This is a genomic window from Pseudoalteromonas sp. SWXJZ10B (genome assembly GCF_015864475.1).
GTDB lineage: Bacteria > Pseudomonadota > Gammaproteobacteria > Enterobacterales > Alteromonadaceae > Pseudoalteromonas > Pseudoalteromonas arctica.
On sequence record NZ_JADYXD010000012.1, the window covers coordinates 100526 to 114714 of the forward strand.

The 14189-nt window shown below is 39.0% G+C and carries 11 protein-coding genes and 2 tRNA genes; 10 read left to right on the forward strand and 3 right to left on the reverse strand.

Going from position 1 to position 14189, the window contains the following annotated elements; genetic code table 11:
* The first annotated feature begins 2 nt into the window (after positions 1-2).
* From I6F54_RS12575 to msrB, 9 genes are all read left to right on the forward strand, one after another.
* On the forward strand, positions 3-863 hold the full coding sequence (locus tag I6F54_RS12575; RefSeq protein ID WP_007584004.1) for an efflux RND transporter periplasmic adaptor subunit: 861 nt from the start codon (positions 3-5) through the stop codon (positions 861-863).
* A 10-nt stretch (positions 864-873) separates the two neighbouring features.
* Positions 874-2910: an FUSC family protein gene (locus I6F54_RS12580; protein WP_197119577.1), complete on the forward strand. Its 2037-nt coding sequence runs from the start codon at positions 874-876 to the stop codon at positions 2908-2910.
* A 75-nt stretch (positions 2911-2985) separates the two neighbouring features.
* Positions 2986-3717 carry an RNA methyltransferase gene (locus tag I6F54_RS12585; RefSeq protein WP_197101633.1) on the forward strand — a complete coding sequence of 244 codons (732 nt, stop codon included), beginning with the start codon at positions 2986-2988 and terminating at the stop codon, positions 3715-3717.
* A gap of 68 nt (positions 3718-3785) precedes the next feature.
* On the forward strand, positions 3786-7187 hold the full coding sequence (locus tag I6F54_RS12590) for a chromosome segregation SMC family protein (RefSeq protein ID WP_197141605.1): 3402 nt from the start codon (positions 3786-3788) through the stop codon (positions 7185-7187).
* Positions 7188-7261: 74 nt separating this feature from the next.
* Complete coding sequence (gene zipA / locus I6F54_RS12595; RefSeq protein ID WP_007584012.1) at positions 7262-8029, forward strand: cell division protein ZipA; 768 nt, start codon at positions 7262-7264, stop codon at positions 8027-8029.
* An 80-nt stretch (positions 8030-8109) separates the two neighbouring features.
* Positions 8110-10128, forward strand: coding sequence for an NAD-dependent DNA ligase LigA (gene ligA / locus I6F54_RS12600; RefSeq protein WP_197141607.1), 2019 nt, complete (start codon positions 8110-8112; stop codon positions 10126-10128).
* Between the two features lie 10 nt (positions 10129-10138).
* Entirely contained in the window at positions 10139-10657 is a 519-nt protein-coding gene (locus I6F54_RS12605) for a DUF2919 domain-containing protein (RefSeq protein WP_007584017.1), read from the forward strand.
* A gap of 2 nt (positions 10658-10659) precedes the next feature.
* Positions 10660-11100 carry a hypothetical protein gene (locus tag I6F54_RS12610; protein WP_197141609.1) on the forward strand — a complete coding sequence of 147 codons (441 nt, stop codon included), beginning with the start codon at positions 10660-10662 and terminating at the stop codon, positions 11098-11100.
* 147 nt (positions 11101-11247) lie between these two features.
* Complete coding sequence (msrB, locus tag I6F54_RS12615; RefSeq protein ID WP_010555368.1) at positions 11248-11688, forward strand: peptide-methionine (R)-S-oxide reductase MsrB; 441 nt, start codon at positions 11248-11250, stop codon at positions 11686-11688.
* 4 nt (positions 11689-11692) lie between these two features.
* Here msrB and I6F54_RS12620 read toward each other — a convergent pair whose 3' ends face one another.
* Positions 11693-13339 carry a tetratricopeptide repeat-containing response regulator gene (locus I6F54_RS12620; RefSeq protein WP_165728879.1) on the reverse strand — a complete coding sequence of 549 codons (1647 nt, stop codon included), beginning with the start codon at positions 13337-13339 and terminating at the stop codon, positions 11693-11695.
* Positions 13340-13610: 271 nt separating this feature from the next.
* Between I6F54_RS12620 and I6F54_RS20435 the strand changes: the two genes are divergently transcribed.
* Entirely contained in the window at positions 13611-13739 is a 129-nt protein-coding gene (locus I6F54_RS20435) for a hypothetical protein (protein ID WP_269435025.1), read from the forward strand.
* Positions 13740-13974: 235 nt separating this feature from the next.
* On the opposite strand, the gene I6F54_RS12625 is transcribed toward I6F54_RS20435, so the two are convergent.
* Together I6F54_RS12625 and I6F54_RS12630 are read right to left on the reverse strand one after the other, a co-directional pair.
* Positions 13975-14050: transfer RNA gene (locus I6F54_RS12625), tRNA-Val, on the reverse strand.
* 62 nt (positions 14051-14112) lie between these two features.
* Positions 14113-14188: transfer RNA gene (locus I6F54_RS12630), tRNA-Val, on the reverse strand.
* Position 14189 lies beyond the last annotated feature (1 nt).

The following is a 14189-nucleotide window of genomic DNA, read 5'->3' on the forward strand; positions in this document are numbered from 1 at the left end:
GAATGATTAAATATCTGCGTATTACTTTTACTATCTTGGTTGTTATAGCTGCGGTTTTTGCTGGGCGTTGGGTATGGACTGACTACATGCATACTCCTTGGACGCGCGACGGTCGCATTCGAGCAGACATAGTTACAGTTGCTCCAGACGTGTCGGGTTGGGTGACTGCTTTAAACATTAAAGATGGTCAAAACGTACAAAAAGGCGAAGTACTTTTTAATGTTGATCAAAAGCGTTACCAAGCAGCGCTTGATAAAAGTAAAGCCAATACAGAAAATACGCTATATACATGGGAGCTTGCTAAACATAAATACGAAAGACGTGTTGAGCTAAACACTCAACAGGCAATAAGTGAAGAAACGCTAGAATCAACACGTATCAATACTAAAATTGCTGAGGCAAATTATAACCTAGCTAAAACAGAGCAAACAATTGCGCAATTAAATGTTGATAGAACTAAAATTGTTGCGCCTGCATCGGGGCAAATAATTAATCTGAATTTACGCCAAGGTAACTATGTAGCTCAAGGCACACCTGTGTTTGCTATCGTGCAGTCAGATTCATTTTACGTAACGGGTTACTTTGAAGAGAGTAAAATACCGCTTATTTATCCTGATCAAAAAGCTAAAATAGCGCTTCTAAGCGGTGGTAAGCAATTAACGGGGCATGTAGTGAGTGTAGGTAAAGCAATTGCAAATACGAATACACAAAGTAACGGGCAGCTTTTACCACAAGTACAACAAACATTTAATTGGGTACGTTTATCGCAACGTATTCCTGTTGATATTAAGTTAGATTCATTGCCCGAAGATACACAGTTAAGCGCAGGAATGACCGCCACAATACATCTCGCTACACGTTAAGGGGAAGACAGTGGGCGTTGTATTACAAAATTTGTTTTTTCCTAAAAAACAGGCAATTATTTTTGCGACTAAGGGCGTTATAGCCATGGTAATGGCGCTTACTATTGCTATGTGGCTTAATCTTGAAAGACCTTATTGGGCGTTAGTCTCGGCTATATTTTTGCAATTACGCCCGCAAAGCGGATTGGTTATTGAAAAAGCAATTTGCCAAATAATAGGCACCATAGTGGGTGGTTTATTTGGCATATTGCTTTTAACTCAGTTAATTCTCTACCCTTATTTAGCGCTCGGTGCATTGGCATTATGGTTGGGGGTAAACTCTGCGTTATCGGCAATGGTACGCCAAGCAAACTTTGTTTATGCGTTTGCTATGGCAGGTGTAACAGCCGCTATTATTGTACTTTTAGTCATGGTTACTCCGGCAATGGTGAGCAGCCAAAGCATATTTGATATTGCACAAGCGCGCGTGAGTGAAATAGTAATAGGCTCAATATGTGCAGGCCTTGTGAGCCATTTGTTTTGGCCTGTAAAAGTTAAACACTTACTGCAAGTACAAGCGCGGTCGGTTATAAACCAAACGTTAGATTATTTAGTAACTGAGCTTGATTCTAAAGGCTCGCACGAAAATCGCCATCAGCAAATAGATGGCATTATGGCAACATTAGGATCAATAAACGAAGACTCCAGCGCAGTAAGGTACGAAGGGCCAAAAGGTCCAGGGCGCTCACGTGCTGCAAATCAATTGTCGCAAAAAGTACTTTCTTTACTGGCTTCAATTCAAATAATTGGTCGTCTGCAACGAAACCACGCAGACCTTATTACTCCCACATTAGACAAATTAATAAGTAAACTTAAACACGTATTCGCGCAAATTAAAGAATCTGACGATTTTGATTACTGCGCCGAACAAGTTAAAACGCTGCGTAAAGAGCTAACCGACTATAGAGCAAATACGGTGTGTGATTCGCCATTTGAATCTCACATGCTCAATGTGAGCTTAGAAGTGGCAGCGGACTTAACAATTTTACTACGGGCATACAGAGCTTTAGAACAACGCGATAAAACATTATTAAATGCACCCAGTATGCTTACATATCGCGACCCATTAGCTGGCATTATTGTTGGATTTAGAACTGCTTTGGTGTTTTCTATCGGCGCATTTATTTGGATTAATACAGGTTCTTCAGCTGCATTATTAATTATGATATTACCGGTCATATTTTCGATAATGCTGTCGAGAATACCCTTGGCTATTTTACAGGTTGTAATTAAACGTTTATTGGCAGGTATAATTGTTGCTACTTTTGTAACTATTTTTTATGCGTTAAATTTACTGTCGCAAAGTGGTGGGCAATTAGAAATATTGTTGCTTGTATTAGCTGGTCCGTATTTTTTGGGTTTGCTGTTACTCGCTGATCAACAAACGCTGCCATACGGCTTAGGGTTTTGTATTCCATTTACTATTTTGGTTAGACCCAGCACGGATATGAGCCTAGCTTTTTCAATTGATTATACACTCAGCTCTGCAATCGCGATTTTTGCTGGCGTGAGTATTTTATTTTGGATTTTTCAGTTATTTACAGGACCAAGTGTTCAGTTACTTGTTCATCGTGTTTTTAAGGCTACCTATAAAGATTTACTCGAAATAAATACCCATCAAACTCCGAGTATTTGGTACAATCGCCGCATGGCAGATAGGTTAATACGCTTAACTAATTACGATCAGGGCTCACGCTCAAGAGCTATTACTGACCTTGCATTAACAGCTTTAAACTTAGGGCACGCGTCGGTACGATTAAAAGCAATTTGCGAAAATCTTGCTGGTGACACAAAGCTAAAATATTTAAATGAGTGGCAACGCACGTTGGCTGATGCATTTATGCTGGCTACCAAAGGTAAGTTTGATGAAAACTTTAAGCAAGCGTCTGATAATCTTTATAACGAATTAGCCGCATCTGTTGGTGATTCAAACCAATTAGAGGCAATAAAAGGGATGTTTATTCGCATTAATCTGACCTTTGAAAGAAGTGCGAGTAAGATAAATTAGCCCTATTCGCTGCTTTCGAGTTCAGATGTTATAACGAAATCTGTTATACTTGCTGGATAATTTTATGGGGCTGTTATGATTTCAAAAAACCAACTCAAACTTATTCGCCAACTTGGCCAAAAAAAGTACCGAAAGCAATATAATCAATACCTTGTACAGGGTGAAAAAAACGTACTTGAGTTATTAAACAGCCCATTAAATGCGGTTAATATTTTTGCTACAAACGAATTTATAAATGCGTACCAAGGTGAGTATCAGCACGCTAATTTTATTGAAGCGGATGAAGAGACCCTCACTAAAGCGAGCACGTTAGTTAGCAATAATGCAGCCATTGCTATTGTTGATATGCCAAAGGCAGCTTTACCACAAGCAAATGGCTTAATACTCGCGCTTGATGGCGTATCAGACCCTGGTAACTTAGGCACAATAATTAGAGTAGCTGATTGGTACGGTATTAAACATATAGTAACTAGCACCGACAGCGCAGACGCTTACAACCCTAAAACAATTAGCGCCACAATGGGCTCATTTGTAAGGGTATCGGTAAGCCAAGTAGATTTACCTGATTACTTACAGTCTTTAAATTTACCTGTTTACGGTGCTTTTTTAGATGGACAAAGTGTACATAAAACCCAATTTACGGGCTCAGGCGTTTTACTAATGGGCAGTGAGTCGCATGGTATACGCGAGACATGTGCAAATTTAGTGACCAATAAAATCACTATTCCCGCTTTTGGTGGAGCAGAGTCGCTAAATGTGGCAATGGCAACCGGTATTATTTTAGATAACTTTAAACGACAAGCTTAATCTATTAGTAAATTATGGGTTAAATTGTTTATGACAAATAACAATAATAAATTGGTAATAACAATAAGATGCGCTTAAGCACTATTAAATTAGCGGGCTTTAAATCGTTTGTAGAGCCCACTAAAATTCCATTTCCTGATCAAATGACATGTGTTGTAGGCCCAAATGGCTGTGGCAAATCTAACGTTATTGATGCAGTGCGATGGGTGCTAGGTGAAAGCTCTGCTAAAAACCTGCGTGGCGATGCCATGACCGACGTTATTTTTAATGGCTCAACTAATCGTAAAGCCATATCACAAGCTTCTGTAGAGCTTGTTTTTGATAACGATAAAGGTAGTCCTTCAAACACATTTGCCGATCGAAACCAAATTGCAATTAAACGCTTAGTAACGCGCGACGGGCTATCGCTGTACTTTTTAAATGGCAGTAAATGCCGTAAGCGTGATATTACCGATATATTTTTAGGCACCGGTCTTGGTCCACGTAGTTACGCAATTATTGAGCAAGGGATGATCTCGCGCTTAATAGAGAGTAAACCACAAGAGCTGCGCGTATTTTTAGAAGAAGCCGCTGGCGTTTCTAAATACAAAGAGCGCCGCCGCGAAACACAAACACGTATTAAAAGCACCCGCGAAAACCTTGAACGTTTACTCGATGTGCGTAAAGAACTACAAAGCCAGTTAGATAAATTGGCTGTGCAGTCGGTTGATGCAAAAAAATACCGCGAGTTAAAAGCGCAAGAGCGAACGTTAAAAGGGCAAATTGCGGTTTTAAAATGGCAAAAGTTACATCAGCAACAACTTGAAAAAAGTACTCTAATTAAAAAACTGAACGATCAAATTTCTTTTTTTAAAACTGCTAACTCAGGGCATGACGATGTACTTGCAAGCTTAGAAGGGCAAGTACAAGCCAAGCAAGATAAACTAAGCGATGCACAACATCAGCAACATGTAATACACACCGAGCTTACCCGCGCTGAGCAACAGCAAATAAATGTAAAGCAACAAACTCAAACGCTTAAACAAAATTTAATTAAATTACAGCAACGCCAAACCCATAGCACTGAAGTTAAAACGCAGCAGCAAATTGTGTGCGAGCAACTAAATGAAGCCCTGCAAGAGGCAAGTGAAAACGCGTTAATGTGCGAAGAGCAAGTTAGGAAGTTAACGCATGAGCTTGAGGAATTATTAGCACTGAAGCAGCGCCACAATACACACTGGCAAACTTTGTGTGAGCAACAGCAACAACTTAATAATAGTGCGCAACTGCATAGCAGTCACATTAAACAAACTCAGCAGCAAATAAGCCACGTTAACGAGCAAATTGATCAGTTAAATACGCAGCTTACTGACTTACAAAGTAGCGATGTAGAACAACAATTAACGCAGCAAACACAGCAAACACAAACATTAACCCAAGAACTTGCTGCTAAACAAACAGCGCACACGCAGTGCAGTGCTAAGCTTGAAGTGCAAAATGAGCGTGTTAATAACTCACAAAAGCAATATTCGACGCTTACTCAAACAATAAATGAGTTAAAAGCCAGTATAACGGGGCTTAAAAGTACATTAGGGCTTGATGAAAAAAGTGAAAGTACTAATGGTTTGTTTAATCAGCTAAGTGTTAAAGAAGGCTTTGAGCCCTTAATAGAGCAAGCACTTAAATCGCTAGAGCACTTAAATGTAAGTGAGCAGCAAGCTGATAATAGTGTGTGGCCAATTAGTGGTAAGCACATTGCTGAAAATAGCTTAGCGGCATTTGTAACAAGTGGTGTGTATCCAGAATATTTAACGCGTATTGCTTATAGCGAGAGCGGTAATTTAACCCTGCTAAAAGATGCTTTTTATACAGCCGTTATGGATAAAAAAGGTGCTTTATATGGTCGAAATTGGCATGTAAGCACCGATCGCAACGCCGAAAACTCATTACTTTTAAAACATAGGCAATTACAGGATAAAACTCAGCAGTTAACTAATGCCGAGAATGAGCTAAAGCACATAACATCGACTCGTGATGAACATACAGCCAAGCAAGTAAAGTTAACTAACGAGCAGAGCGAGTTAAAAGAAGCGATACATGAGCTTGCGCAAAATATAGCAGTAGCCGGTACACGCAGCGATATGCTCAAACAGCAAGTAGCGCAATTTAAGCTGCAGCTTGAAAAAATACAGCAGCAAAAGCAGCAGTTAACCACTCAGCATTTGCAATTAAATACCGTGCTTGATGAACAAACTACGCAATTTGAAGTCTTAAATAAGCAACAACTTAGTTTAACGGATGAGGTAGACGCTGCAAATAGCCTGCGCTCACAAAGTGATAAAAGTTATAGCGAAGCATTAAGCATGCTTGAGCAATATAAAACGCAAGCGCATAAGGCAACGCTCACTGAGCAAAAGGCACGCAGTGAATGGCAGTTAAGCCAAACTAAACTCAGCCATGCAGAGCAAGAGCATGTTAGTGCCTCTGAAGGCGCACAAGAATTACTTAATGAAATAGAAGAGCTGCTTATACCAGAGCAAGCGCTTAGCGATAAAATAACGCAGCTTTTAGCGCAGCATCAAAAAGGTGAACAGGCGCTGGTATTACTTCAAAAAGAATTAGTTCAAGCCAAAGAAAGCTTAAACACTAAGCAAGCAAGCCTTAAAAATTCACAAGGTGAGCTGGTGGGCTTGCAAGAGCAACATCAAAAGCTAACAATTGAAGAGCAAAGCTTACTAATAAAAGCGCAAGTTGCGCTCGAACCATTAGAAGAGCTAAAGCAAAGCTTAAAAGCAATACTTGATGAATTACCTGATTCATTGAATTTAAGTGCAGCGCAAAATCAGTTAACCGGATTTACTAATCAGTTAGATAAATTAGGTGCAGTAAACTTAGCGGCAATAGAAGAGTTTGATTTAGCTAAAGCTCGTAGTGATTATCTTGATAATCAATTAGATGATTTAACAAAAGCGTTAAGTACCCTTGAAGGTGCAATTCGTAAAATTGATAGTGAGACCAAAACACGCTTTAAAGCGACGTTCGATCAAGTTAACGAAGACTTTGCAGAGCTATTTCCTAAAGTTTTTGGTGGTGGTAGTGCGTATTTAGAATTAACCAGTGACGATTTACTCGAAAGTGGTGTTAGTATAATGGCACGACCACCGGGTAAGAAAAATTCAACAATTCATTTGTTAAGTGGTGGAGAAAAAGCGCTGACCGCATTATCATTAGTGTTTTCTATATTCAGGCTCAATCCAGCTCCTTTCTGTATGCTGGACGAAGTAGATGCACCATTAGATGATGCCAACGTTGTGCGTTTTTGCCGTTTGGTTGAAGAAATGTCACAATCAGTGCAGTTTATTTATATTAGTCATAATAAAATTGCGATGGAAATGGCTGGTAGATTAACAGGTGTTACTATGGCAGAACCTGGCGTATCGCGTATGGTTGCTGTAGATATAGAACAAGCTGTGCAACTTGCACATGCATAAATTTTTATAACAAGTGTATTATTTTTTAATTAATATACAGGTTTTAGGCATATCAAATAATAAAAGGTGAGGGGATGGCCGAACAATTAAGATGGGTTTTAATCATTATCAGTGTAGTTGTCATTGGTGGTTTATTAATACATGGATTGTGGTCTGTGAGAAAAAAAGACCGCCCAGAAGTATCTGATAACGAGCGGGTTGAACCATTACAAGAAAGCGCATCAGCTTCATCTAAACCGTTCCGAACTGAGGCTGAACCAAAAGAGCCAATGCAAAACGAACGTGATGAGCCACAGTTTGGCGAGCTTAACTTTGATGCAAATGAGCCGCAAATAGATACAAGCGTGCCAGAAGTGCCGATTGAAGATGACCTAGAAATAGTTGATGACCTAGAAGCAAAAGAGCAAAGCGCGGAAGAAGCACCTGCCCAAATGTCTGACTTTGTTATTGTACATATTCAAATGCCGGAAGAGCTTAGTATGCAGGGCAGTAAATTATTGCCAGCAGTTAACACTTTAGGTTTTAAATATTCTGAGGAAGGCTTTTTTAATCGCCACTTAGATCCGGCTGGTCAAGGCCCTGTTTTATTTAGATTAGTAAATATGTACAACCCAGGTACGTTTGATATTGATAATATGGAACAGTTTAGTACCGCTGGGGTAAGCTTATTTATGACGTTACCGTGCGACGGCGATGGTCTAGCTGCATTTAATATGTTGCACAGCGCAGCTAAAAAGTTAGCGGATGAATTTGGTGCACAAATTTTAGATGCTGAGCGAAATGAAATGACAGTAGATCGCGTAAGACAATATGTTGAGCAGGTTCGTTCTTTTTCAGCGTAAATAACGCATACATTATATTTTTATAAGCCACTGGACGGTGAATCGTCAAAGTGGCTTTTTTTATGTTTATTGAGGTTTAAATGTCTAGCAGCATTAGTGAGCAAGTTAATCATCTTCGTACTACATTAGAGCAACACAACTATAATTATTATGTGCTCGACACCCCCAGTATTCCTGATTCTGAATACGATAGGTTATTACGCGAACTAAGCGCACTTGAAACCGAGCATCCTGAATTTTTAACCGCCGACTCACCTACACAAAAAGTAGGCGGTGCAGCACTTAGTAAATTTGAACAAGTAGCGCACCAAGTGCCCATGTTATCGCTTGATAATGCCTTTAGTGAAGAAGAGTTCACTGCATTTAACCGCCGTATAAAAGAGCGTTTAATGAGTACCGATGAGCTTACATTTTGTTGTGAGCCAAAACTTGATGGTTTAGCTGTATCGATTATTTATCGCGATGGTGTGCTTGTACAGGCAGCTACTCGAGGCGATGGTTTTACTGGTGAAAACATTACTCAAAATGTAAAAACAATTCGTAATGTACCTCTTAAGTTACGTGGCGATTATCCAAAAGAGCTTGAAGTGCGCGGCGAAGTATTTATGGACAGCGCTGGCTTTGATAAATTGAATACTGAAGCGCAAAAACGCGGTGAAAAAGTATTTGTTAACCCGCGTAATGCAGCCGCGGGGAGTTTGCGTCAACTCGACTCTAAAATTACCGCCAAACGGCCACTTATGTTTTACGCTTACAGTACGGGGCTTGTTGCTGATGGCAATATTCCTGAGGATCACTATCAGCAATTAGAAAAGTTGACTGATTGGGGATTACCGCTTTGCCCTGAAACAAAACTAGTTGAAGGCCCACAAGCGGCGCTTGAGTATTACAGTGATATTTTAACGCGCCGTGGTGAGCTTAAATATGAAATTGATGGCGTAGTAATAAAAATAAATCAAAAGACCTTACAAGAGCGTTTAGGCTTTGTAGCGCGTGCTCCTCGCTGGGCTATTGCGTATAAATTCCCAGCGCAAGAAGAAATAACCCAACTACTTGATGTTGATTTTCAAGTCGGTCGTACTGGCGCCATTACACCTGTTGCACGTTTGAAGCCTGTTTTTGTGGGTGGCGTTACCGTATCAAATGCAACGCTTCATAACAGTGATGAAGTTGCACGTTTAGGCGTAAAAGTAGGCGATACAGTTATTATTCGCCGTGCTGGAGACGTAATCCCACAAATAACTCAAGTTGTACTTGAACGCAGACCTGATGATGCCAGAGATATTGAATTCCCGACGACTTGCCCAATCTGTGATTCTCATGTTGAAAAGGTTGAAGGCGAAGCTGTAGCCCGTTGTACGGGTGGACTTGTATGTCCTGCACAGCGTAAGCAAGCTATTAAGCACTTTGCTTCGCGCAAAGCGCTGGATATAGATGGTCTTGGCGATAAGATTGTTGATCAGTTAGTCGATAGAGAACTTATAAAAACGCCTGCTGATTTGTTTATATTAAAACAAGGGCATTTTGAATCACTTGAGCGCATGGGACCTAAGTCAGCTAAAAACTTAGTAACAGCACTTGAAGAGGCTAAAGGCACTACGCTTGCTAAGTTTTTATACTCTTTGGGTATTCGTGAAGCTGGTGAAGCAACAGCACAAAATTTAGCTAATCACTTTCTAACCCTTGAAAATGTAATAAATGCCAGCATTGATAGTTTAACGCAAGTAAGTGATGTAGGCGAAATAGTCGCTGCTCATGTTCGTGGCTTTTTTGATGAAGAGCATAATTTAGCAGTTGTTAATGCGCTGATAGATCAAGGTGTAAACTGGCCAGCGTTGAGCGCACCTTCTGAGGAAGAACAGCCGCTCGCTGGGCTTACATATGTACTTACAGGTACGCTTAATACACTTAATCGCAATGATGCAAAAGCACGATTACAACAACTTGGTGCCAAGGTATCTGGTAGCGTATCGGCTAAAACAGATGCGTTAGTGGCGGGTGAAAAAGCAGGTTCAAAACTAACAAAAGCACAAGACCTAGGCATAGACATACTAACTGAAGATGAATTAATTGAGTTGCTTATAAAGCATAACGGTTAGGAAAATGACAATGAGCCGATATGGGCCAGAATACTGGGATAAGTACGGAAGTTACCGTACGCCTATTGCATTTCATTTAAGTGTGCTTGTGCTATTACGCAGTTATTTTATTTGGGTTATTGCGGCTTTAAGCCGCAGGCCTGAACTAGATTTAATGTCGTTATTTTTTAAAAATAAAAATGATTTTTTTATCGCAATAACGATTGGAAGTATTGCAATAATACCGACTATTTTATTTTGTTTACGCAGACCACGAGATTCACACAGTGCAAGCAACAGGTTAGCAAGAATATGGCGACATATGCGCTGGCCTCTTATTTTATGTGCAGTTGTTGATTTAACATGGTTAAGTGTTCAAGCAGCGCATAGCCATTATCGATTTTCATCATTTTTAGCAGTACAAATGATGATTGTTTTATGGGTATTATGGTATTTGGTGAAAAGCCGCTATTTAACTGTTTTCTTTAATGATTGGCCTGAGCCGACAGAAAAGGCATCAGAAGAAAAAAAGCGACTTAAAAGGGATTAGTTGTGGACGCCGTAAATAAAAAAATAGCGATAGCTATATCGATAATAGGCTTTGTGCTTATTATTTTAATGATTAGCACTGAGCTTTTAGAGTTTATGTGGTTTAAAGCGTTATTTGGGTTCTGGGTATTTGTTTTTTGCTCAAGCGTTTATAGGTTAACGCCTTTATTTAAATCAAGAAACAGGTTAGAGGATTTTATTCAGCGAGACGCCCAACACTTATTACTTTTTAGTTTGATGGGATTTTTTGATAAAAAGCACGGTCCAGATTGGTTAGTTATTGAGAGTATTGAACGTATAACGACAAAGGATGATGAGCTAATAATTTACAGTAATAACGAGCGCCAAATGAGTGTTAGTTTACCTGTAAAAAAAGCAGAGCTAGATAGTTTTATTAAACGAATACTTAGCGATTCAGAAAAGCAAACCATTACCTTTAGCTAAGAAAATTACCTTTAAGATTGAACGAGTTTTAGTCTTAAACGGTCAACACTCCTTAGCTGATCTTTAGTGTATTAAATAACGTAACAATTAGCCGTACTTTTTATGACTTTATAAAGTATAGCTAATCAACTATTCAATGAGGCTATTATGTTGAAGTGGAATGATGTTATTAACTTTGCCACCAATGGCAATCCTACCCCAAGTGAAAAAGTAGTCAAAACTGACGAGCAGTGGCGGATGCAACTATCAGAAGATGAATATTACGTAACACGTAAAAAGGGAACAGAGCGCCCAGGTAGCTCGGGTAGTTGTACATTACTCGAACCTGGAAAGTATGTGTGTATTTGCTGTGATAATCTATTGTTTGATGCTGATGAGAAGTTTGATAGTGGTACTGGTTGGCCGTCATTTACGCAACCTGCGACAATTGAAGCGATTGGCTATGTAAGCGATACAAGTCATGGTATGGAGCGCATAGAGGTGGTTTGTAACGTGTGCGATTCGCACTTAGGTCATATTTTTCCAGATGGTCCATTACCAACGGGTTTACGTTATTGCGTTAATGCCGCATCAATGAAAAAGCTCTAATATTTTATTTACTAGCGCTTTGAATATCTAAATTCATTTCTTTTGCTATGTGCAAAATCTTATCTAAACGCTGCGTCTGATCTGCTTGTAATTTAGTTTTATCAAGAAGGGCGTAGCACCTTCTAGCAAGATCCACATTAAATGAGCTGCCAGATTGCTTAGTTGAATCAAATAGGCACTGTAATAAATTAAGTGCGATACTTTGATTACGAGGCATGACTCTAAACGCTTGTGTAAAAGCTTCCAACGCAGTATTTAATTGGCCTTTATTAAATTGACTAACGGCATGGTTGTTAAGCTCTTTTGGACCCATTTTAATATCGCGTCGCTCACTTTGTTGCTGCTGAATATAACGCAAGTAAGTTGTGTCGCTAACTGCGGGGTGTCTTTCACAGTGGCTAATTATTTGTGTGAATAAGGTTTGCGCCTTTTGATGAAACCCCAGTTCATGAAATGCTTTTGCTTTATCAAGTGCGCCATCAACCGATCGGATATGAGTATCGTCATCATCAAGCTGCTCAATTAGCTTTTTAGCTTTTTGGTGCTCGTCTTTTAAATAATGAAGTCGTGCATTAAGTACATCAATTTGAGCTTGATTCGCATTATTAGGAAACTGTTTTTTTAAATCATTAATGTACTGATTAGTTTGCCTTGAAATTCGCTGTATTTGGTCGGTTTGATCCGTCGTTAACGCAAAGTCGATACCAGCACGAGCTGCATTCAAATATACATCGGGGTGGTCGTGTATTGAGTGTTTTGCAAAGGTGGCTATATCTTTTTGAGTTAAATAGCTTTTTTCGTAGTCGTGATTAATTAGCGACACATTACTTAGCGATTTTTGGCGTGTGATATTTCGCGGTGCAATTTCTGCAGCTTGGCTTAAAAAGCTTTGTGCTAGCTCAAATTGATTTAGCTTTATTTCTAATCTGCCCAACAAATCAAGGGCTACTAAACGAGTTTCTTGGCGCTCTAACATTGTTTTGAGCATTCGCTGTGCCAAAATATGTTCGTTATTCGCTATAAGTGCTTCTACTAAGCCTACTTTTGCCCAAGCAAATTTTTGAATGTCGAGAACAGACTTAAAAAAGTCTTTCGCATCTTGAGCGCGCTTTAAGCGAAGTAAGGCATCACCTTTTAAGCGAAGTAGGATAGGGCTGTAATTATTATTTTTTTTATCTAGAGCGGTATCAATAAACTTAATAGCTTTTGAATCGTTACCATCATCAATTAATGAATACACTGTTTGTAAGTCGTGTTTACGCTTTAGGATTCGTTCAATGCGTATTTTAAGCTCTTGTACTGTAAAAGGTTTAACTAAAAAGTCATCAGGTTGCAGCTCAAGAACACTATGAACGAGTGAGCCACTTGTTTCTGCTGAGATAAAAATAAAGCCAGTCGAGCTTTTTATGAGTTGCTTTACACGTAGCTCTTCATAAAGCTGGTAGCCATCTTGGTGTTTATTTAAGTTGAATGAGCAAACGATTAGATCAAATTCTTCACTTAAACACTGCTCTTTTGCAGAATTTGCATGATCAGCAAAGCGCAACTGCCGAAAGCCAAGCCTTTCTAACGATTGTTTCATATAGCTTTGAGCAAGTGGCTGCTCCTCTACTATAAGTATTTTGGCTTTTGAATAGATCTTAGTTGGCATTGGCTTAAGCGTGATTGTATTTAACACAGACTATAATCAACAGTTTAACTCCTTACAAGGGAATTTAAATGATAGCTGTATTTATTAGGTAGTTAACTTTGCCTAATACGTTTATCTAACTACGAAGGTACTGAGCCGAATAACATAATTAAAAACTAAATAAGTAAAATTGATAACGCTATATTTGATGAGTGCTTTGATATGGAAATTTAGATTTTAATAAAAATATGAAATGTATTTAAGGTAAAAAGAGGAGTTAAACGTATTCAATATGGGAAAAGAGTTATTACTAGAGAAGTTGTCATTTAAAGAGTTATCTGATGGTATTTATATGTGGTGGGTGATTACTTGGCTTGATACCAGTGACTTAATTACATACGACTTATACCAACCTGCATAAATCTTTGATCAATTTAACGAATTAAATTGCACTATAACGTCGTTAAAAATTTTTTATTTAGAACAACTAGATACAAAAACTTTTGCCTAGTTCTAGCGTAATTTTCTTAACGTTAAATAGACCCCATATATAAGCAGATTGGTATTATATATTGAGTTTTTATGAAGTTCTTAAATGTATTTAATATGCGAAGAAAGAGTTATTACTAGAGAGGTTGTCTGATGGTATTTATATGTGGTGGGTGATACTGGACTTGAACCAGTGACCCTCGCCTTGTAAGGGCGATGCTCTCCCAACTGAGCTAATCACCCACATATAATAGGTATGCCTGTTATTTAATTCTTTATTATCAAATTAACCGCTTGATGTAATTTGGTGGGTGATACTGGACTTGAACCAGTGACCCTCGCCTTGTAAGGGCGATGCTCTCCCAACTGAGCTAATCACCCA